We start from the raw sequence: 21,585 nt of genomic DNA, 5'->3' as shown, positions 1-21,585 counted from the left end.
TGAAGGTGTTTTGGCTGGTAAGACTATGCCAAAAGGTTGGGTGTACCCACCCACAAATATCAACTATAAAAAGGCAGGCCCACAGTAAAGGTTAAAAATGAATAAAACAGAACTTGAGATAAGTAAGCTTATAAAGCCAACTTTAGAGGCTGAGGGATTCGCGCTTAAGAAAGACTGGAATAGTTTCGTCAGATACACGGATTATGGATTTGATGATTTTATGATAGTTGATCAAGGACACTTGGGGTCTGGTTATAAAACTATAGGTTGTGCATTTGGTGTGCGTCATGACGTCATCCAAAATTTGTTTAACTCAATGGGTCTTATCTATGGTGAAGAGGCACAAAAACAGAATGTCACACTTGCTCTTTCTTTTCCCTTTATACCTTGGCAAAGCAGAGAGTCAGAGTTGAAAATTTATCCAGAAACCCGCGCTGAAGATATACAGAAAGTCGCGCAGATAATCACAAATGCTTTTAAGCAGCACGCTTTGCCCTTTTATGCAAAATATGCTGATTTGAGGGCAGTTGAAGCAAAAATAAATGACTCACCAATGGCTAACCTTTGGCCCTACACAGCCGGTGGAGTAGACCCTACCATTCAGGTCATCATTAGTTTGCTCTGTGCAAAAGCAGTGAATCCGAATCGTTATGATTTGATAAAAGAAGTGTTCACCGATAAATATATCGAAAATGATACTGTGCCAGATGCATATTCAGAAAGATGGATAGCCATGCTGTACAAAATAGATGCAATAAATCTCTCATTTGGTGAGAAGGTTTGAAAACCTATTGGTGAAGGGGAATAATTGGGGTCAGAGTAAAAATAAAAAAGTCAGGCCCCGTAGGGCGTACCCGCCTGCGGTTCGCCGTATAAATGGCTAGCTACGCCCAGTACGCAATTTCAAATTTGCTTGTCTGAATCAATGGGGTCAGACTCGATTGATTTAGTCGGATTAATTTACTATCGTGCATCTATCTGTGTTTTTTAAGAGCGGTATCTGCCATGGCCCGACTCCCTCGTTTTGTTTTGCTTGGTCACCCACAACACGTTATTATCCGAGGCAATAACCGCGCCGCAGTCTTTGCTGCGGAAGAGGATTATCAATTCTTCTTAGATAAATTGGCAGACGCGGCCAAAAAGCATCAATGCGATATTCACGCCTATGTATTAATGACCAATCACATACATCTGTTAGCCACACCCCACAAAGAAGATGGGCTTTCCAAAATGATGCAAATGTTGGGGCGTTACTATGTGCAGTACTATAACTACACCTACAAGCGCAGTGGCACTTTATGGGAAGGTCGTTACAAAGCCAGCCTGATCGACAGCGAACAATATGCGCTGCTTTGTTATCGCTATATAGAGCTGAATCCAGTAAGAGCCAATATGGTCGGCCATCCTGCTGAATATCCCTGGAGCAGTTATTGTGTAAATGCCTTGGGGCAGCATGACCCAATCGTGACGCCGCATGCGATGTATTGGGCCTTGGGCAATGATGATGGACAAAGGCAATCACACTATCGAAGCCTGTTTGATGGGCAGGTAGACGAGATCAGTCTGGAGCAAATACGTGAAGCGACCAATAAGGCGTGGGTGTTGGGCAGTGACTATTTCAAACAAAGTATCGCTAGCCAATTAAATCGACGGTCGTATAAGATGGCTAAAGGCGGGGACAGGAAATCTAGTGAGTTTCAAAAGTTAAAGAGTGGAATCAATCGAGTCTGACCCCATTGATTTTGATTATTCTTGCTTAATCTGTAGATAGCTTTTTTAAATAAAGCCCATCAGGTGAGTATGCTGACATCAGCATAAAACTACGCTGATTATTTTGACCAAATGGCGGGTTTGGACTGTGACTACAATTAACCAGCTTTAGGCCCTTTACCCTAAATCAGTTAAAATATAGCCTTCATTCAAGAGGTTGAAGTATGGCCCGTCCGTTTAAAGCTCCCAAAAGTCCGATTCGTCCGCCTCGTGCGCCCAAAGTGACGCCGCCCACTGTAGAGGCTGGCGAAGAAGCCCTGCCTGCGCCGCGTGAAGGTCAACGCTTGCATAAACTGCTGGCGATGGCGGGGTTTGGCTCACGTCGCGACATGGAGGCTTTGATCGAAACCGGCCGCATTACCATTAATGGCCAGGTGGCGCAGGTGGGCGCGGTGGTTGATGAGCATGATGTGGTGCGCATGGATAGCCGGATTCTGCATTTGCCGTTTGAGGCGGAGTTACCGCAGGTGTTGCTGTACCACAAGCCGGAAGGCGAGATTGTGAGTCAGGATGACCCGGAAGGGCGTGCCACGGTATTTGACAAGCTGCCACGCATCAAACAGGGCAAGTGGATTGCCGTGGGGCGTCTGGATATGAATACTAGCGGTTTGCTGATGTTTACTAATTCCGGCGAGTTGGCCAACCGGTTTATGCATCCACGCTATGAGGTGGAGCGCGAATATGCGGTACGTATTCTGGGGGAACTGACTGAAGAGCAGATGGCGCAACTCAAACACGGCATTGAGCTCGAAGACGGCCCAGCCAACTTTGAAAGTATTTTCCCTAACGGGGGCGAAGGCGCCAACAAGTGGTACCAAGTGGTGATTAAAGAGGGCCGTAACCGTGAAGTCCGTCGCCTGTTTGAGGCATTTCACCTGCCTGTGAGCCGCCTGATGCGTGTGCGTTTCGGCCCAGTTGCGTTGCCGCCCCGCCTCAAGCGCGGCACCATGCTCAAGCTGGAACAAAAACAGGTGGTGGCTTTGCTGGAGTGGGCAGGCTTGCCTGTGCCGCGCAAACCGCTCAAGCAAATGAGCCCGCATGACCGTGACCGTGCGACGCGCGTGTTTACGCCTAAAGTACGCAAGCAGCGCCGTAGCTTGCTGGATACTGTGAATAATCCCGTTGATACGCAGCAAGAGCGTCCTGCACGCGCGCCAACTAGCAACCGTCGTATTCGTCAGGATTCAGATTTGAAGCAGGCCTCCATGCAAAATGCGCGTATCAATAGCGGTGCTAAAAAACGCACTGACCGTAATCGGGGGCGTGGTTAATCTGCGCGTCGTGTGTTGACGGAAAAGCCGATCGCATGACTGACAGTCGTATGCAAGAATCTCTGGTCACGCATCGATATCCGCGTGTGCTGTCCATCGCTGGCTCTGATAGTAGTGGTGGTGCCGGGATTCAGGCCGACCTCAAAACATTCTCTGCCCTTGGTTGCTATGGCATGACGGCCATTACCGCGCTGACGGCGCAAAATACGCAAGGGGTGCGCGCTATTCATAGCGTGCCGGTCAGCATGTTGCGTGACCAGATTGATGCGGTGGTCGAAGATATCGGTGTCGATGCCGTCAAGATCGGTATGCTGCATTCTCCTGAAGTGGTGGAGGCGGTGGCCCAGGCGCTGGATGCCCATGGTCTCAAGCAAGTGGTGCTGGACCCGGTGATGGTGGCAGCCAATGGTGCCAAACTGATTTCTGATGAGGCGATTGCCGTGCTGGTGTCCGAGTTGTTTCCACGGGCTTTGGTGGTGACCCCGAATCTGGATGAGGCGTCGTTGTTGCTGGGCCGTCCGCTGACGCAAAGCGATGCACTTGCCGAGGCCGCGCAAGCCTTGCTTGCACAAGGCGCACATGCCATCCTGCTCAAAGGGGGGCATCTGCCTGGCCATGAAGTGCTGGATATTCTGGTGCAAGCCCATGCCAATGGGCAGGACAATGTAATCCAGCGCTTGCATTCAGTGCGTATTTCTACCCATAACTTGCATGGCACCGGATGTACGCTTTCATCCGCGATCGCTGCCTATCTTGCCTTGGGCTGTAACCTGTCAGAGGCTGTGTTGGCGGCCAGAACCTATGTGCGCGGTGCCTTATATGCGGGCTCGCATGTGCGCACAGGCGAGGGCGTCGGACCACTCAATCATGGCTTTGCACCCGAAGCAATGAAGGTTTACGGCGAATAGCGTTTAATCGCTACCAAGCCAAGAAGAACAGCGTAGACCTCAGTATTGCTGTGTGCCTGCGCGGATAACACGTTATTCAGTGTGCAGCCCGGCTTCCAGCAAGTCTTCTTTAGTGAGCATAAACACAAACTGGTCGCCGCCGCTGGTATCCAGCCAGGTAAAGGGTAAGTCTGGATAGGCTTCATGCAAGGCGTCACGGTTGTGGCCGATTTCTACCACTAGCACGCCGCCATCATTCAAGTATTCAGCTGCCTGCGTCAGCAGGACGTGGGTATGGTCCAGCCCGGCAACGCCGCTGCCCAAAGCCAGTTGCGGCTCTTTGCGGTACTCTTCTGGTAACTCAGCCATGCTAGGGGCATCCACATAAGGCGGATTGCTGATAATTACGTCATATTTACGGCCTTTGAGCGAGGTAAACATATCAGATTGCACGGCTTGCACCTGATGTTCAAGGCCGTAGCGCTGGATGTTGATATTACAGACCTCAATGGCATCCGGGGAGATATCCACCACATCAATATGCGCATTGGGAAAGGCCTCGGCCAGTAACACGCCCAGGCAGCCCGAGCCGGTACAAATATCCGCTGCGGATTCCACCATTTCCGGAAACTCAACCCAAGGCTGCAAGCCATCTTCCAGCAATTCGGCAATAAATGAGCGTGGCACGATGACGCGTTCATCGACGTAAAACTTGAACCCGCGCAGCCAGGCTTCATTCACCAGGTAGGCGGTTGGCGTATGTTCTGTGACCCGCTTGTCGATCAAGGTTGCCAGGTGCTGGCTTTCCTCTGTGGTTAAACGCGCATCCAGAAAGTTATTCAGGGTGTCATGCGGCAAATGCAGTGCGCTCATGATCAGCCAGACAGCTTCGTCATAGCTGTTATCGGTGCCATGACCATAAAAAATGTCAGAGTTTTCAAAACGGCTGACGGCATAGCGCAGCCAGTCGCGGATGGTATGTAGGTTGGTTGTCATTATTTTAGCCACAGATAAACACGGATAGACACAGATTAAACCCTTAACAATTAGACTCAATAGCCATTTACAACACGTTTAACTTCTACTTTTGGTTTGCCAAAATTGATAATTAAACCAAAACGATGTTGACTGGCTTTAAGGTAGTTCATACATTGCGCAATATGTGCGTTATCAATGCCAGAGCAAGCCTTTAGTTCAACAATCACTGACTGATTGACACGTAAATCGCATACAAAATGTCCGACGATTGTCGACTGATAAGTAACATCAAGAGGGACTTGTTGTTCTACTAACAAATTTGCATTTTTAAGCTCGATAGCGAGTGCATTTTCATAGACCTTTTCTAAAAAACCTACCCCCAATGTATTACTCACTTCGTAAGCACAGCCGATTATCCTATTTGTCAACGCAGTTTCTAACAGCATCTTATCTGTGTCCTTCTGTGTTTATCTGTGGCTTAATCAGCTGTTAGCAATAATTCCATGGTGCGCTTGTAGGTTTCCTTGAGAGGCTCGATATCGGCCACGGCGACGCATTCGTTCAATTTATGGATGGTGGCATTTAACGGCCCGAATTCAATCACTTCTTTGCAGATATCGGCAATAAAGCGCCCATCGGAGGTGCCGCCAGTGGTAGAAAGCTCGGGCGTGACCCCGTAACTCTGCACAATCGCGTTGCTGATAGCTTCTACCAGCTTGCCGCGTGGCGTGATATAGGACTGGTTATGTTCCCAGTCCAGGCTGTATTCAAAGCCGTGGCTGTCCAGAATCGCGTGGACGCGGGTACGCAAACTTTGCTCAGAGCTGCCTTGCCCATCGACTTCAGGGCAGTAGCGGAAGTTAAACAATATCTCGACATGCCCAGGCACCACATTGGTCGCGCCGGTGCCGCCGTTGATGTTAGAAATCTGCCAGGAAGTCGGCGGAAAATATTCGTTGCCGTTGTCCCATATGGTTTCAACCATGTCTTTAATGGCCGGAGCCGCCAGATGAATCGGGTTTTTCACCAGGTGCGGATAGGCAATATGGCCCTGAATGCCTTTGACGATGAGTTTGCCAGACAGGGAGCCGCGTCTGCCATTTTTAATCATGTCACCGACCACTTTGTTGCTGGTGGGCTCACCCACAATGCAGTAATCAAAGCTTTCGCCACGGGCTTGCAACGCCTCCACCACTTTGACGGTGCCCTCAATCGCAATGCCTTCTTCATCTGAGGTGATCAGCAGGCCAATCGAACCAGGATGGTCAGGATGTTCGGCGATAAATTCTTCGATGCTGGTGATAAACGCAGCGAGCGAGGTTTTCATGTCTGCCGCGCCGCGTGCATACAGCATGCCGTCTTTAATCGTAGGCTCAAACGGTGGCGTATGCCATTGGTCCAAAGGGCCAGTGGGGACGACATCGGTATGGCCGGCAAACACGATCAGTGGGCCGGTGGTGCCGCGTCTGGCATAAAAGTTATCGACCTCCCCAAAACGCATGCGCTCAATTTTGAACCCCAGTGGCGCCAGGCGGGCAATCATGGCCTCCTGACAGCCAGCATCTTCTGGCGTCAGCGAGCGGCGTTTAAGCAAATCAATGGCAAGATCCAGTGTTTTTGACATAGTGGTTATTCTTGAGCAAACAGTTGGCGGTAATCGGCTTCATTAAAACCGAGGGCGATGATTTTATCGGCGTTGACCAATACCGGGCGTTTAATCACCGAGGTTTTGGACTGCATCAGGGTAAGTGCAGAGGCAGCATCTACTACGCTATTTTTTTCCGGTTCGGCCAAGTTGCGCCAGGTCATCCCGCTGCGGTTCACCAGTTTTTCCCAAGGATATTGTTGCAGCCAGGCTTGGCCGGTGACGCTATCCAGGCCCTGTTTCTTGAAGTCGTGAAATTCGTATGCAATGGCGTGTTGGTCCAGCCAGTCACGCGCTTTTTTGACGGTATTGCAATTGGGGATGCCGTATAGTTTCATGGCTGATCATCAAGCTAAAAAACTTATTTTACCAGCCACGGCAGATGGCGTCGCCATTTATTGCGGTGTTCACATAACCTCAGAACAGGTTTTGGGTTGCTGACTGCGATTGCAGTTTGCTAAATACATCAAACAGGTATTGTTGCTCTACCGGTTTTGAGAACAGGAAACCCTGCATTTGGTCACAGCCGATGTTGACCAGCGCTTTGCGCTGTTCCTCGTCTTCCACGCCTTCGGCGACGACGTTCAGATTGAGTGCATGCGCCAGTTTGACGATAGCCTCAACAATCGAGAGCGAGGTGTGCGAAACCGCCACATTTTTGGTCAGGGAGCGGTCCAGTTTGACTTCGCTGACTTCCAGGTCTTCTAAATGTGTGAGGCTGAACGGATGCAAGCCAAAATCATCCAGCGAGATTTTAAGGCCCTGCTGTTTAAATTGGCGCAATGTGTCCTTGAACTGGCCCTGATGATGAATGGCGTTAGTTTCAGACACTTCCAGAATGAGGTTGCGGGATTCTACGGCATGCGCTTCAAGAATCGATTGAATCAGCGCGCCCAACTGTTTGTTGCGGAACTGCTGGTTGGACATGTTGACTGAAATGCTTAGGTCTATGCCGCGATCGCGCGCCTGGCTAATTGTGCGGCAGGCCTGGGAGATGACCCAGGCATTGATTTCTTCAATCATGCCAAAGCGCTCAGCCGCTTCAATAAAACTGTTGGGGGAGAGCAGTCCGCGCGCCGGATGCTGCCAGCGTAACAGCGCTTCGGCGCCATGGACCATGCGCGTGATGGCATCCACTTTGGGCTGAAACAGTAGCCTGAACTCTTGCTCGCTAATGGCTTGCTTGAGTTCAATACGGGTTTGTTGCATCTCGTCAGAGGCTTGCTCGATCTCGGCATCAAAGAATCGATACTGGTTTTTGCCGTTTTCCTTGGCCTTGTACATGGCGGCGTCTGCATTCAGTTTGAGTTTTTGCAGGTTGCCGTCTTGTGGATACATGGACACGCCCACCGAGCACGAAATCTCAATCACGTGATCTTCAATGACAAAGGTTTCGCGTAACGCATCCACCACACGCTGAATCACGGTGACCACGCTCTGGTGATTTTCAATCTCACTCAATACGGCAATAAACTCGTCGCCACCCGCACGTGCCACATAATCACAATTGCGGATGGCATTGCTGATACGCTTGGAGACTTCAATCAGCAGCAAATCGCCAATATGGTGACCAAACTGGTCATTGACCGGTTTGAAGTGATCCAGGTCGATATAAGCCAGGGCCAGCGACTCCCCGTTACGGTCACAGCGCTTGGCACTCAGGATCAGGTGCTGGTTTAAAGCATCCCGGTTGGGCAGGTGTGTGAGCGGATCATAGGCCAGGAATTTTTTATTGACGGTTTGCGTATTGCGGAAGGTCAGTTTGCTTTGCGCTAGATCGATATTGCGCTCATAAAAAATCACCAGAATAAACGAGGTGATAAATAAAAAGACCGGGACCAGAACCAGCAACAGCATTAAATAATTATCGGCTTGATCGCTGGGCTGCCCAATCAGCATATTGTTATGCACAATACTGAGGTTGATGGCCGTGTGCGAGGCCAAAAAGCCCAGTGCAATTTCTATCGAAAACATCCACTTCAAACGTTTTTCGAGTTTGCCGCTATAGCCTTTGAGCCAGAGGATGGTGACAATCGCCAGGGCGGCGGTCAGGCAGGCCAGGAACAGAGAAAACAGGGCGGTCCAGCTGTCTATACGGATATTGATGGCCCCGGCACTGATCTGATAAAAATAAGACAGCAGGTAGCCACTGATGCCGGTGGCCGCAGAAGCGGAGAGCAGATCACGTAAGGGCAGTCTTTTTTTATGGACCGTTTTGAGGATAGCGGCCGCCAACAGATAGCTGCACAGCATGCAGCCAATCAGGTCGATAGGATGTTGGCTAACCTTAGGGATATTATCTGCGAGAAACTGGTAGCCAGCATGCAGGCTGAAGATACCAGCTGCCATGACGACGGCATATTTTTTGAGCATGAAGTCATGCTCTTTGGGAGTGGCAACACGCAAACGATCAACCAGTTTGAACGCAAAAAAGCATCCAACGACGCTGGATGTAAAGAGTGCGACCAATAGCATTTGCGTTGTTATCATAAGTAATTGCACGTTTATTTTGATTGTTTAATGTGTGGCACGACTACTTGTTCTTTGTGCTTGCTCTGTATTGCTCATTGCTTTACTGCTGGGATTGCTCGGACTACTGACTCTCCAACGGGTTAATACTCAACTATTCAAGAATGCTCACGCTGTCTTGCTTGCGGGACATCTTTACGGTATTGAGAGTCACTCCTTTATCGGAACCGGCGCGCAATAACTTGAGCAGGCCGGTTGAAGTGACTCTTTATTTTATTTCGGCAGGCGTATTAAATGCCGCGCAACAACTCGTTGATGCCAACTTTACCCAAGGTTTTGGCATCCACTTTTTTCACGATGACGGCGCAATACAGGCTGTACTTGCCATCGCTGGAAGGCAGGTTGCCTGAAACGACCACAGAACCTGCAGGCACGCGACCATAATGCACTTCGCCGGTTTCGCGGTCATAGATTTTAGTGGATTGGCCGATGTAAACGCCCATGGAAATCACGCAGTTGTCTTCAACCACCACGCCTTCAACCACTTCTGAGCGCGCGCCGACGAAGCAGTTATCGCCAATGATGGTTGGACCGGCTTGTACAGGTTCCAGTACGCCACCAATGCCAACACCGCCGGACAAGTGCACATTTTTACCGATTTGTGCGCAGGAACCTACGGTTGCCCAGGTGTCTACCATGGTGCCTTCACCAACGTAGGCGCCAATGTTGACGTAAGACGGCATCAAGACAGCATTTTTTGCAATGAAAGAGCCTTTGCGCACTATGGCGTTAGGCACCACGCGGAAGCCACCTGCCTTGAAGTCTTCTTCGGTGTAGTTGGCAAATTTTGGATCCACTTTATCGAAGTAGCGGGTGACGCCATCATCCATCAAATAGTTGTCTTTGAGGCGGAAGGACAGCAAGACCGCTTTTTTGATCCACTGATGCGTTTCCCATTGCTGGCTATCGCCAATCCGGGTAGCCACACGCAGTTTGCCTGCATCCAGATCATCCAGAATAGAAGCCACGGTGGCTTTGACGTCTGCCGGTGCATTGGCAGGGTTGATGTTGGCGCGGTCTTCAAAGGCCGCTTCAATAATGCTTTGACGTGGATCCATAATCTTCTCTTGTTCGATTGAAAAACAGTAAACCCGAAATTTTAACCTAATTTTGAAAGGGCAGGGGCCGTCGATGAAAGACGGCCCTTTACGCCAGCACTTACTTGCCTTTGGCAGCTAAGTAGAGCGGCATGACCTTGGGCACCAGTGCCTGCAGGTCTTTAATACGGTTTTCACTGGAAGGGTGCGTACTTAAGAATTCCGGGGGCGCTTCCTTGTTGGCCGCCATCATTTTCTTCCATAAGCTGACTGCGGCTTCCGGGTTGTAACCGGCGCGCGCCGCCAGCTCCAGCCCTATGCGATCCGCTTCACGCTCCTGTTCACGTCCATTGGGCAAGGAGAAGAACAGCTGGCTGCCCATGCTGGCGCCTTGTGCCGCCATATTTCCAGCGGTGCCGCCTATGTAGGCCGCGAGTGCCTGTAAACCGAACTGCTGTACATAGGCTTGTGACATACGCTCACGGCCATGCTCACGCAATGCATGCGAGATTTCGTGACCAATCACCGCGGCTAACTCATCATCGGTGGCATTGAGTTTTTCGGCCAGACCGGAAAACACCATGATCTTGCCACCAGGCATACAGTAGGCATTGAGCTGGTCATTTTTTTCGACATTGATTTCCCATTTCCATTTGGTGGCATCTGGCCGGAACACGCCGACCTGGGCGATCAGGCGGTGAGAAATGGTAGTCACGCGATTCAGCAAGGTCTTATCCGCGTTAAGGGTATGGTTCTTTTGCGCATCTTGCAGGGTTTGCGTATACGATTGCGCAGACATTTTATCCACGGTCGCCGATGGCAACAGCAAGAGCTGGCTACGTTGTACGCCCGAGACGCTATTGTTGGTGGTGCTGGCGCAGGCAGACAGCAAGGCGCACAGGCAGGCGATTCCCAGGGTTTTAATGGTCGGCATGTGTTTCTCCTCTTGTTTCTAGGTCACGTATTGGCAGTGACCATTCATTTTTATGATCATTCCATTCAGGTGCTACGATCAGTCTACCCATTCAGTGCGGAATGCATGTCGTTGCTGATCGCTGAATGCCTGATTCTTAAGTATCAGTCATTCCGGTTAAATTTTGACTTGCGAGCCTAGCTCTACCACCCGGTTAGGCGGTAATTTGAACTGGTTGGTAATCGACTCTGCCGTTCTAAACAAGCCAATAAAGATTTTTTTACGCCAGAACGCCATGCCGGGTTTATCCGAGGCCAGCAGGATTTCCTTGCCGATAAAGAACGAGGTATCCATGGTGTCCAGCGTGAGGCCGAATGGTTCGGTCAATGGCAAGTCACGTGGCAAGTCTGGTTCGTCCATATAACCGTAACGCAAGGTCACGCGGTAAAAACCGTAAGGCAGCACCTCCATCGAGGCGCGCTCTTCCAGCGTGGTGTAGGGGTAATCAACAAAACGCACCGTCAGGATCACCACTTTGTCATGCAGTACCTTGTTGTGTTTGAGATTATGCAGCAGCGCATGTGGCACGCCATCCGGGTTGGGGGTCATAAACACGCCTGCACCATTGACGCGGGCGGGCGGGTGCGCCCCAATCGCTTGCACAAAGGGGATCAGCTCCATGGATTCGGACTTGAGAATTTGGTAAAGCAGTCTGCGCCCGGTTTTCCAGGTGCGCATCAGTGTGAAGATGATGATGCCGATCAACAAGGGCACCCAGCCACCATCCGGGATTTTGAGAATGTTGGCCGCAAAAAACGAGAGGTCAATGACAAGAAATAGCGAAATCAGGCAGGCCGTTTTGAGTTTGCTCCAGCCCCACAGGTGGTGGAACACCACCGCTGCCAGCAAGGTCGTGATGACCATATCGCCGGTGACGGCAATACCGTAGGCTGCCGCCAGGTCACCAGAACTGCCAAAAATCAGCACCAGGCCCATGACTGCGACCATCAGGCCCCAGTTGACGCGAGGCATGTAGACCTGGCCCTCTGTTTGCTCTGAGGTGTGCGAAACATGCATGCGCGGAATAAAGCCAAGTTGCAAGGCCTGGCGCGAAACAGAGAACGCGCCGGTAATCACGGCCTGGGAGGCAATCACGGTCGCCAGGGTTGCCAGGATAATCAGCGGGAACAAGGCCCAGTCTGGGGCCAGGTGGTAAAACGGGTTTTGAATGGACTCTGGCTCGGCCAGAATAAGTGCACCTTGCCCAAAGTAGTTGCAAATCAGTGCAGGCAACACGAACAAAAACCAGGCCAGGCGAATCGGTTTACGGCCAAAATGACCCATGTCGGCATATAAGGCTTCGGCTCCGGTCACGGCCAGCACCACCGCACCGAGCGCAATAAACGCAATTTTGGGCTGGGTGGCAAAAAACTGATAAGCGTAGAAGGGGCTTAAGGCCTTGAGAATTTCGGGATGATGACTGATATTGAGGATGCCCAAAATGCCTAATACCGAGAACCAGGTCAGCATGATGGGACCAAAAAAAGCACCGACGACAGCGGTGCCTTTGCTTTGTGCCCAGAACAGTACAAACAGGACGCACAAAGTAATGGGGACGATCCAGCTATCCAGTTGCGGTGCTGCCACCTCCAGGCCCTCAACCGCTGAGAGCACGGAAATGGCGGGGGTGATCATGCCGTCGGCATAAAACATACAGGCCCCGATAATGCCTAGCAGCATGATGCGTTTGCGCTGGTCGGGTTCGCCGCCCGCATAACGGCTGGCCAAAGATAGCATCGCCATGATGCCGCCTTCACCACGGTTATCTGCCCGCATGATAAAGGCCACATATTTGAACGACACAATCAGCAATAGCGCCCAGGTGATTAGCGACAAGATGCCGTAGACATTGGCTTGTGTCAGTAATAGCGGGTGGTGCCCGACTGCAAAGACTTCTTTCATGGTGTAAAGCGGGCTGGTGCCAATGTCACCGAAAACGACACCTAGCGCGGCGAGAGCCATGGTATGGAGCGCCGTTTGCTGATTTTTTGTATGGTCCATTGTGTGAACAGCTAAAGACAAACGATTATTATCGGGTAATTTTAGAGCTTCACCAAAGATTTTGACGCAAATTATCTTGATGACCTAAATGCATGTGGACGATTACACGAAAAGTGGAGCGCCTAGTCGGGGCTGATTTGCGTCACCACCACCTCTGCCTGACCTTGATGCAAGGTCAGTTTCAAGGGCGTCTGCAGGCTGAGTTCGCTGGCCGCGGTCACTGCGCGGCCATCGGCTTTTTGCACAATGGCATAGCCCCTGGCCAACACCTGATGCGGGTTGAGTTGTTGCAGGCTGGCGGACAGGTATTGCAGTTTGCGTTGTTGCGTTTGTAAACCTTGCTGCATGGCCAGTTGCAGTCTGTGTTGCCATTGCTGCAGACCGCGGCGCTGTTGTTGCAGATGCTGGGTGGGGGAGATCAGGCGTCTGGACAAGTAGTCCAGGGTCTGGCTTTGCTGGCGCAAGCAAGATTGCATGGCCCGGCCCAGCCTTAATTGTAATTGCCTGAGTTGATCGCGAAGCTGCGCCTGATCCGGGCAGGCCAATTCGGCTGCCGCTGTCGGTGTAGCCGCGCGCAAGTCAGCGACAAAATCGGCAATGGTGAAATCTGTTTCATGGCCCACCCCGCTAATGGTCGGCAGTCGACAAGCGGCGATTGCGCGTGCAACCACCTCTTCATTAAATGACCATAAGTCTTCTATGCTGCCACCACCGCGGCAAATCAGCAGCGTATCAACCTCTTGCCGCTGATCAGCCAGATGAATGGCTTGCGCAATCAGTTCGGCAGCGCCTTTGCCTTGCACTGGCGTCGGGTAGATGATGACAGACATGGCCGGCGCACGGCGGCGGATGGCGGTTAACACATCGCGCAAGGCGGCGGCATCCGCTGAGGTCACCACGCCTATGCGTTGCGGATTGGCCGGAATGGCTTGTTTACGCTCGGCAGCAAACAGCCCTTCGTTTTGTAAGCGTTGCTTGAGTTGTTCATAAGCTTCATACAATTTGCCCAGGCCAGCGGGCTGCATAAATTCCACTGTCAGTTGCACATCGCCTCTGGCTTCATACAGCGTGACCGTGGCACGCGCCTCAATGAGGTCCCCTTCGCGCGGCACCATGCCTAATACGCTATTGCGCCCTTTAAACATCACACAACGGATTTGTGCACGTTCATCCTTGAGCGAAAAATACCAGTGGCCACTGGCGGCACGGGTGAAGTTTGAGAGCTCGCCCGAGATCCAAAAGAGGGGAAAACTGGTTTCCAGCAACTCTTTGGTGAGTCGGGTGAGGTCGCTGACACTCAAGATTTGTTTGAATGATGTCGATAACAAGCTAGCCATAGCTGCACATTATCCCTCAGCCCCGCTGCATTTGGCTACGTCTTTCATCGAATGGCTTGCGTTGGAGCAGAGGCGTTCTGTGAAGGGATACTGAGCACTGATTCAAGATAGAGGGGCACTTTTGCGTAAAAGCGGCGTCTTGATATGAGCAGCATGGGAATAGTTGATGACTGCCTGACCTTGAAACAAGGTCATTTCCCTCAGGATTGTATGCGAATGAAAAAATATTTATTTTTTGCGCGATCATTTTTTATGTGTTGTCTGTACACAAGTGCTGTGCATGGCTTGGGACTGGTTGCGCTGGCGCAGGCGGATGAAACGTCTGACAAATCGCCGCCCGAGACGGAAGTCGCCGCGGTCGAGACCACGAGTCCTGTCGTGGCCAGCTACAAGCGCGAGCAGGCGGTGATGCAGAATGACGCCTACAAGCAATTCATTAAATTACAGGTGAGTCTGGCAACGGGCACAAAAAATGCGCTAGGGATCAGCAGTTATGCCGAGGCGCACGCCCATTACTGTGCGTTGGCTGCAGAAACCCGTGATCCTGATGCGCAATTTGCCATGGGCTGGTTTTACAGCATGGGCAAAGGCGTGGAGGTCAATCATGATATTGCCGCGCGTTTTTTCAGCCTGGCGGCGATTCAAGGCCATCGCGATGCCCGGATCTGGTTGGACCAGGGCGCTGGTGATGCCTCCGCGGCCAAGCTGCCCGCCTGCATGCAAAATCAGGGGCAGTCAGCGGCTGAAGTGTTGTTCCGTAAACGCGGCCCCATTTACACGCTGGTCAAAAAACATGCGCCAGCTTATGGGGTAGACATTGATTTGGCGATGGCCGTGATTGCAGTGGAGTCCGGCTTTAATCCTAAAGCAACTTCACGCAAAAAGGCCCAGGGCCTGATGCAATTGCTACCCGAGACGCAGGCCAGGTTTCACGTCAAGGATGCTTATGATCCCGAGCAAAATATTAAAGGGGGCTTGTCCTACCTGCGCTGGTTGATCAATTACTTTGATGGCGATGTCGAGCGCGTCGTAGCGGCTTACAATGCCGGGGAACATGCGGTGTCCAGGCATCAGGGCATCCCGCCTTACCCGGAGACACGCGACTATGTGAAGCGCGTGGCGCGTTACTACAAGAAAAAACATCACGAAATCAGGCAAACTGCGGCCATGCGTGACGGGCAGAGCCCGGCGGCCAACTCCTGAATCTTTCTGCTGACTGTTTGCGCTGTTTGACCGGGAGATCCCGGCCAACTTAAAAAACACGGAACCATCCACACCCAGGGTGCCTCTTAGCTGCGTTATCCATTACAATTTGCATTTGATCATCGGGTAGGAGCGGGCAATGGCAGCATGGTTTAAAGGGCGTGGCGGCTATGTATTGGGATTTTTGGCCGGATTTGGCATTGTGGCACTCGCTTTGTATATTCAAGTACAAAACCAGCTTGAACCCTGCCCCTTGTGTATCTCGCAACGCATCATTTTCATGAGCCTGGGCTTGTTGTTTTTGCTGCACGTCTTTGTCTCCCCAAGATCTTGGCTACATGCCGGATTGGCCCTGATCGAGGTGTTGACGGCGCTTGGCGGCGCGGGGGTGGCGATACGCCACTGGTGGCTACAGGCACACAAAGAAGAAATCTTTGCCGATTGTGGTGTCGGCTTTGATTACATGTTTGAAAACTTCCCGCTGAAAAAAGCACTTACCCTGGTATTTCGTGGTACGGGCGATTGTGCCGCCATAGACTGGACGTTTCTGGGATTAACCTTGCCCCAATTGGGTCTGATCAGTTTTACTCTGTTTGCGGTGTATGCTGGCTGGTTATTTCGTAGCCGTCGCGCTGGATAGCAAAAGTCTCGATCTCAACTTCGGGTGTGCTTTCATCCAGCATGGCCGCTTGTTTTTCAATCGCGTCATGCCAGGCTTTAAAATGCGCTTCGCATGACTGCTCGGCTTGTTGCGAGATGCTCTCTGCCGGCACGCTGGCGGCCTTAAGCTTGGCAGCCTCGCGCTTGAGGCAACCCAGATATTTGGCTTTGGCATACACCTCTTCGGTTTGCAGGCTGGCGATTGCCTGATCAGCCTGATTCAGCGATTGGCACAAGGGGACGGGTTCGCTGGGGATGGTCCAGGCCTTGCCCGAGGTCTTTTGCATATGGATCACACTGGCAATATCGCGGCCACGCTGGTTAATCCAGTATTCCAGAATTTCGTTGCCACAGCGTTCATCCTGACAGCGCATCACGCTTTTTAACAACCAGGCTGCTTGCTTGGTCATGCGTTCGTCAGAAATGCCGCAGTTGTGGATGACGTCGTGCGAGCGGGACAGATACAATTTGTAATTGGCCCGCCAATTGGGATGGCTGGCACAGGCGACTTTATACAGCGGGTTAGAGACGCTGCACTGGTCTTGCTGCATGCTTTGCAGACGTTCCGGTGCGCGATTGCCCGTCATGCGGCATGCCAGCGAAATGGCCTGGCCGTAGGCTTGCGTCACCCCCCAGAACGACAGTCTGGCAGAGGCATAATCTGGCCGTTGCTTGAGCGTCTGATCGTTTTTCCAGTCCAGCGTCTCTGAGGCAAGCTCGGACTTGTGAAATACCACTTCGCGTTCAACTTCCATCGAAAACTCGCTGCAGGAGGCTTGTACCAATTTGGTGGCAATCGTATCGTCATGATCGTCTGTACGCAGCTTGAAAAGGATAATGTCTTCGTGCTGGCCGACTTGCATGGAGTCTAAATCAACCGACACCGTCAGAAACTTTTCCCGTCCTTGCACCGTATGCCATTGTTCGGCATGCAGGGGTGGGCTGGTAAACAGGCAGCTTGTAAACAGCGTCAGACAGGCGGGAAGTGCGTTTTTGAATAGCATAAAATCAATGGTCATAGATAGAAAGCAGCGGCAAGTGGCCGCCATTGTAATGATTATTCTGCGGCGGAGATAGCGACCTGATTGCGTCCGGCCTGCTTGGCCTCATATAGTGCCTGGTCTGCTCGATGCAGCAACTGTGTCAAGCTGTCCCCCATCCGCAACATTGCCACGCCGCAACTGATGCTGATCTGGCCAATGTCGGGTAAAGATCTGGCATGCACCTGCTGCCGGATTTTTTCGGCCAGCTTTGCCGCCTGAGCAAGTGTGATGCGGGGCGCATAAATCATCATTTCATCGCCTCCCCAGCGCACGGCAATGTCAGACAGGCGCGTATTTTTCTTGATGCATTCGGCGACGGTTTTAATCACTTGGTCACCGATGACATGGCCATGCGTGTCATTGATGGATTTAAAACGGTCTATATCTATCAGAATCAGCGCATCCGAGATTTTTCTGCCGACCGTGTGGGTATGCTCAGCAAACACTGTTTCAAAGTGCTGACGATTGCTCAAGCCAGTTAAAAAGTCGGTGCTGGACAGCGTTTTTAAGTTTTCTTTTTCAACTTGCAGGGCGGTATTGGCCGCAGCCAGTTGTTCGGTCCGCTGTTTGACCAATGCTTCGAGATCGGTATTCAGGGCTTTTAAATGATTGGTCTGGCTTTCACGCAGGCATTCGTAGTTGCGGATGATGAAAAACTGTCCAAGCAGGTAGAGGCACAAGCTCAGAATATCCAGACGACCATATTCTGAGGGGAAGAGATGCGTTAAGTGATTGCCCACCACCAGCAACAGTAAAATCGCCAGCATCTGGTAGCCCATCTGCCTGCCTTTGAGGTAAAACGCTCCAGCAAGAATAAGGAGCAATAATCCGCTCCGGGTACTGTTGCCCGTCGCCAGAAAATAGACCGTCAAAAACTGGAGAAAACATAACCAGAGGGCAATGCCAGAGATCAGTTCGACGCGTTGTTTGTTGCGGCGCAAGGCCCATAGCAAGGCAAACGCAATCAGACCAAACACAATATCCACGATGCCGATGAGCGGATGCACGCGCCAGCGGATGATGCCCATGCTAAAAGATACGATGCCAAAGAAGGTGAACACGTTGTTTAGGAAAACCACCTTGTAACGCATGTGGTCCGCATCGCCGGACGCTGGAAAAAGCTTGATGGGATGCAACATCATGACAAGCACTTGGCTAAACCACTTTTTCAACATCCGGTATCCTAAAGAATAATTGTTTTTGTGATGCGATCAGATTATGTAAAATTGAGACTTTGTCGTTAGCTGTACATTACCGCTGAATTTTACATATATTAAGCTGCTGCGTGTCATCGTACGCGTGCATTCACAAATTTTTATGTTTCGGGGTGGTCTTACTTCATCCCCGAAAACAGATTATCGGTCCCTATGAAACCTTACCTGACCCTGGACAATTTTGTTGGAAACACGCCGCTGGTGGCTTTGCAGCGTATGAACCCGAATCCGAGCAATACGATCTTGCTCAAGCTGGAAGGCAATAATCCGGCCGGGTCAGTTAAAGACCGGCCTGCCTACAGCATGATTGTGCGGGCAGAGCAACGCGGGCAAATCAAGCCAGGCGATACGCTGATTGAAGCGACCAGTGGCAATACCGGCATTGCACTGGCCATGGTGGCGGCCATGCGCGGTTACAAAATGGTGTTGGTGATGCCGGAAAACCAGTCCGTCGAACGCCGTCAAAGCATGAAGTCATATGGTGCTGAGCTGATCTTGACACCCAAAGACGGCAGTATGGAGTTGGCACGCGATGTGGCACTGAAGTTGCAAGCAGAGGGCGAGGGCATTGTGCTGGATCAGTTTGGCAATCTGGATAATCCGCAAGCGCATTATGAAGGGACCGGGCCGGAAATCTGGCGTGATACCGCCGGAGCGGTGACACACTTTGTATCCAGCATGGGCACCACTGGCACGATTATGGGCACTTCGCGCTTTCTCAAGGAGCAAAATCCTGCCATTCAGATCATCGGCGTGCAGCCGGAGGAGGGGGCGCAAATCCCGGGAATCCGCAAATGGCCAGAAGCCTATCTGCCTAAAATTTATGACCCCAAACGCATAGACGGGTTGCGGTATGTGAGCCAGAAGCATGCGGAAGAGACCACGCGCAAACTGGCAACCAAAGAAGGCGTTTTTGCCGGGATTTCCAGCGGCGGTGCCTTGTATACGGCAATGCAACTCTCCAAAGAAGTGAACAATGCGGTGATTGTCACCATTGTGTGCGATCGTGGCGACCGCTACTTGTCTACAGGTGTGTTTCCCGATTGATGCGCCTGTGGGCACTGCTGCTGTGCTGTTGGTCTATGCCGCTTTGGGCCATGACCGAGCTTAGCCTCAGTGCCGAAAGCATCCAAGGCGATTTCTTTCAACTCGACCACCCGCATGCGGTGGTGAACTTGCAGCGCAAACAGCATGTGCAAATTCATGCCGAGCGCTTGCAGGTGGGCAATGCCAGCATTGATCACCCGGATATGACACTGGAGATCAGTACGCGCCCCAGCCTGCTGATTACCTCCGAGCAGTTAAAAATGCCTGATTACCAGGTACGCCGCCCGCGCATCTATCTGGATTACCGTCTGCAAACTCGGCAACCGTTGATGACGGTTGATGCTGAAGTCAAAGCGATGCAAGATGAGGTCTGGGGCAAATTCCAGGTGTATTGCCAGTTGCCGACACAAGCCAGTCAGGAGACTTGGCAGTGTAATGATGGCTTGTATCATGATGTCCGTTCACATATCCCGTTTAATCTGACGGTGATGCCGACCTGGCACACTGCATCGAACACCAAGGCCAGCAGAGGGCTTGAGCTGCAACTGGCGGTGAAAGACGCCAAATTCAGTGATGCCGCAGGCTTGCACGCGGCAGAGAGACTGACCGGCGTGATGCATATTGCTGCGCATGAGGTGGCGAATGGCTGGCGCTGGCAAGGCGTATTTGAATGGCAACAAGGCGAGTTGTTCTGGCAACCATTTTATTTTGCCGAGGGCAACAAGCGATTTGAAATCCGTGGCCTGTATGCATCGCCCATCCTGGAGATTGAAGCAGCGACCTTGTCATTGCAAGGCGTAGGCACGTTACACAGTCAAAGCCGGTTTAATCTGGATAGCCAGCGCTTTGAGTTTTTAAAGCTGGATGCCAAAGACGTCGATTTTAACGGCCTTTACCAGTCGTTTATCCAGCCTTTGCTGCCTGATTCCGTGTTCGGACAGCTCAAGGTGAATGGCAAAGCCGACTGGTCTTTTGAGGCCAAAGGCCTGCAGCCGGTGAAGTTTCAGCTGGATGTTGCGGATGCCACGGTTGAAGATCAACGTGGCAAGTTTGGCTTTGCCCATCTGAATGCGCATATTCCCTGGGATTACGATCAGCCGCAGCAGATCAGCATGGGCTATGCCTCTGGCCATGTGCTTAAGATTCCGCTCGGAAAAACGCAATGGCAGGCAAACGTGAATCGGTTCTCGATTACCAGTCCAACTTTGAGCTTGCCTGTGCTGGATGGCGCCTTGATCTTTGAAGACGTGTCTGCCGCCTGGATACATCAGAGCATGGTCTGGCACCTGAAGATGGACATGCAGCCCATCAGCATGCGCACCTTTAGCCAGGCGCTCGGCTGGCCTGTCATGCGTGGTGAGATCAAAGGCCAGATTCCACTCGTGACTTATGCCAACCATGCCTTGCGCATGGATGGGGAGATGCAGTTGAGCTTGTTTAAAGGGCAAGTCGCGCTCTCTGATCTGGAAGTCGATGATCCGCTGGGGGCTGTCCCCAAGCTGCATGCCAATCTGCGCATGCGAGAGATTGATATGGGTGAGATCACGCGGACGTTTAATTTTGGTTCGATTACCGGCAAACTAGAAGGTGATGTCCAGCATTTGCGCTTACAAAACTGGAAGCCTGTCTCTATGAATGCTGTGATACAGACTGCGGATGGCCCTTTTGAGAAAAAAGTGTCTCAACGCGCGGTTGAAAACATCACTGCCTTGGGTGGTGAGGGCACGGCGGCGGCCCTGCAACGGACGTTTTTGCGTTTTTTCAAACAGTTTGGCTATGAAAAAATGGGCTTAAGCTGCGAGCTGCGTGGGGATGTTTGTAAAATGGGCGGTGTTGAGCAGATTCCGGGCGGATTCGTCATCGTCAAAGGTGAGGGGATTCCCTCAGTCAACGTGAATGGCTATACCGAATATGTCAGCTGGAAAGATATGCTGGCCCGCATGCGGCGGATCACTGATAGCAATAGCAAAATGATCGTCAAATAAGCGCA

The 21,585-nt window shown here is 51.6% G+C and carries 19 protein-coding genes; 8 read left to right on the top strand and 11 right to left on the bottom strand.

Translation table 11 applies throughout. The annotated features are described in order from the left end of the window. Window positions 1-97 precede the first annotated feature (97 nt). The 4 genes from INP77_RS06605 to thiD all read left to right on the top strand — a co-directional run bounded on the left by INP77_RS06605 (window position 98) and on the right by thiD (window position 3,949). Window positions 98-784, top strand: a complete 687-nt coding sequence (locus INP77_RS06605) for a hypothetical protein (RefSeq protein ID WP_194748220.1) — start codon at window positions 98-100, stop codon at window positions 782-784. Window positions 785-1,005: 221 nt separating this feature from the next. Continuing rightward, window positions 1,006-1,731 carry a transposase gene (locus INP77_RS06600; RefSeq protein ID WP_194748219.1) on the top strand — a complete coding sequence of 242 codons (726 nt, stop codon included), beginning with the start codon at window positions 1,006-1,008 and terminating at the stop codon, window positions 1,729-1,731. 203 nt (window positions 1,732-1,934) lie between these two features. Further along, window positions 1,935-3,041 (top strand): 23S rRNA pseudouridine(2605) synthase RluB, encoded by a 1,107-nt coding sequence (gene rluB / locus INP77_RS06595; protein WP_194748218.1) that lies wholly within the window; start codon window positions 1,935-1,937, stop codon window positions 3,039-3,041. Between the two features lie 35 nt (window positions 3,042-3,076). Next, complete coding sequence (thiD, locus tag INP77_RS06590) at window positions 3,077-3,949, top strand: bifunctional hydroxymethylpyrimidine kinase/phosphomethylpyrimidine kinase (protein WP_228518763.1); 873 nt, start codon at window positions 3,077-3,079, stop codon at window positions 3,947-3,949. A 72-nt stretch (window positions 3,950-4,021) separates the two neighbouring features. On the opposite strand, the gene prmB is transcribed toward thiD, so the two are convergent. The 9 genes from prmB to xseA form a co-directional block, all read right to left on the bottom strand. Then, on the bottom strand, window positions 4,022-4,924 hold the full coding sequence (gene prmB / locus INP77_RS06585; RefSeq protein ID WP_194748217.1) for a 50S ribosomal protein L3 N(5)-glutamine methyltransferase: 903 nt from the start codon (window positions 4,922-4,924) through the stop codon (window positions 4,022-4,024). A gap of 56 nt (window positions 4,925-4,980) precedes the next feature. Next, window positions 4,981-5,352: a GxxExxY protein gene (locus INP77_RS06580; RefSeq protein ID WP_194748216.1), complete on the bottom strand. Its 372-nt coding sequence runs from the start codon at window positions 5,350-5,352 to the stop codon at window positions 4,981-4,983. 32 nt (window positions 5,353-5,384) lie between these two features. Next, window positions 5,385-6,530 carry a succinyl-diaminopimelate desuccinylase gene (gene dapE, locus INP77_RS06575; RefSeq protein ID WP_194748215.1) on the bottom strand — a complete coding sequence of 382 codons (1,146 nt, stop codon included), beginning with the start codon at window positions 6,528-6,530 and terminating at the stop codon, window positions 5,385-5,387. 5 nt (window positions 6,531-6,535) lie between these two features. Then, entirely contained in the window at window positions 6,536-6,889 is a 354-nt protein-coding gene (locus INP77_RS06570) for an ArsC family reductase (RefSeq protein WP_194748214.1), read from the bottom strand. 79 nt (window positions 6,890-6,968) lie between these two features. Beyond that, window positions 6,969-9,041 (bottom strand): EAL domain-containing protein, encoded by a 2,073-nt coding sequence (locus INP77_RS06565; RefSeq protein WP_228518762.1) that lies wholly within the window; start codon window positions 9,039-9,041, stop codon window positions 6,969-6,971. Between the two features lie 269 nt (window positions 9,042-9,310). After that, on the bottom strand, window positions 9,311-10,138 hold the full coding sequence (dapD, locus tag INP77_RS06560) for a 2,3,4,5-tetrahydropyridine-2,6-dicarboxylate N-succinyltransferase (protein WP_194748213.1): 828 nt from the start codon (window positions 10,136-10,138) through the stop codon (window positions 9,311-9,313). Window positions 10,139-10,238: 100 nt separating this feature from the next. Continuing rightward, complete coding sequence (locus tag INP77_RS06555) at window positions 10,239-11,051, bottom strand: M48 family metallopeptidase (protein WP_194748212.1); 813 nt, start codon at window positions 11,049-11,051, stop codon at window positions 10,239-10,241. A 156-nt stretch (window positions 11,052-11,207) separates the two neighbouring features. Continuing rightward, entirely contained in the window at window positions 11,208-13,091 is a 1,884-nt protein-coding gene (locus INP77_RS06550; RefSeq protein WP_194748211.1) for a potassium transporter Kup, read from the bottom strand. 122 nt (window positions 13,092-13,213) lie between these two features. Beyond that, entirely contained in the window at window positions 13,214-14,428 is a 1,215-nt protein-coding gene (xseA, locus tag INP77_RS06545) for an exodeoxyribonuclease VII large subunit (RefSeq protein WP_194748210.1), read from the bottom strand. Window positions 14,429-14,680: 252 nt separating this feature from the next. Here xseA and INP77_RS06540 point away from each other — a divergent pair, with 252 nt between their 5' ends. Next, the gene (locus INP77_RS06540) at window positions 14,681-15,631 is read left to right on the top strand and encodes a lytic transglycosylase domain-containing protein (RefSeq protein ID WP_194748209.1); all 951 of its coding nucleotides are present in this window, start codon (window positions 14,681-14,683) and stop codon (window positions 15,629-15,631) included. Between the two features lie 139 nt (window positions 15,632-15,770). Beyond that, complete coding sequence (locus INP77_RS06535) at window positions 15,771-16,271, top strand: disulfide bond formation protein B (protein ID WP_194748208.1); 501 nt, start codon at window positions 15,771-15,773, stop codon at window positions 16,269-16,271. On the opposite strand, the gene INP77_RS06530 is transcribed toward INP77_RS06535, so the two are convergent. Both INP77_RS06530 and INP77_RS06525 read right to left on the bottom strand, forming a co-directional pair. Continuing rightward, window positions 16,216-17,310, bottom strand: a complete 1,095-nt coding sequence (locus INP77_RS06530) for a hypothetical protein (RefSeq protein ID WP_228518761.1) — start codon at window positions 17,308-17,310, stop codon at window positions 16,216-16,218. The two genes, INP77_RS06535 and INP77_RS06530, sit on opposite strands and share 56 nt — an antisense overlap. A 38-nt stretch (window positions 17,311-17,348) precedes the next feature. Then, on the bottom strand, window positions 17,349-18,476 hold the full coding sequence (locus tag INP77_RS06525) for a GGDEF domain-containing protein (RefSeq protein ID WP_228518760.1): 1,128 nt from the start codon (window positions 18,474-18,476) through the stop codon (window positions 17,349-17,351). Between the two features lie 225 nt (window positions 18,477-18,701). Here INP77_RS06525 and cysM point away from each other — a divergent pair, with 225 nt between their 5' ends. Next, on the top strand, window positions 18,702-19,595 hold the full coding sequence (gene cysM, locus INP77_RS06520; RefSeq protein ID WP_194748206.1) for a cysteine synthase CysM: 894 nt from the start codon (window positions 18,702-18,704) through the stop codon (window positions 19,593-19,595). 50 nt (window positions 19,596-19,645) lie between these two features. Further along, entirely contained in the window at window positions 19,646-21,580 is a 1,935-nt protein-coding gene (locus INP77_RS06515) for a hypothetical protein (protein WP_228518759.1), read from the top strand. Window positions 21,581-21,585: the final 5 nt, after the last annotated feature.

The sequence above is a fragment of the Methylophilus sp. 13 genome (genome assembly GCF_015354335.1).
Taxonomy (GTDB): domain Bacteria; phylum Pseudomonadota; class Gammaproteobacteria; order Burkholderiales; family Methylophilaceae; genus Methylophilus; species Methylophilus glucosoxydans.
Note: the sequence above shows the minus strand (reverse complement) of the source record. Positions and strands in the feature narration are given on the sequence as shown.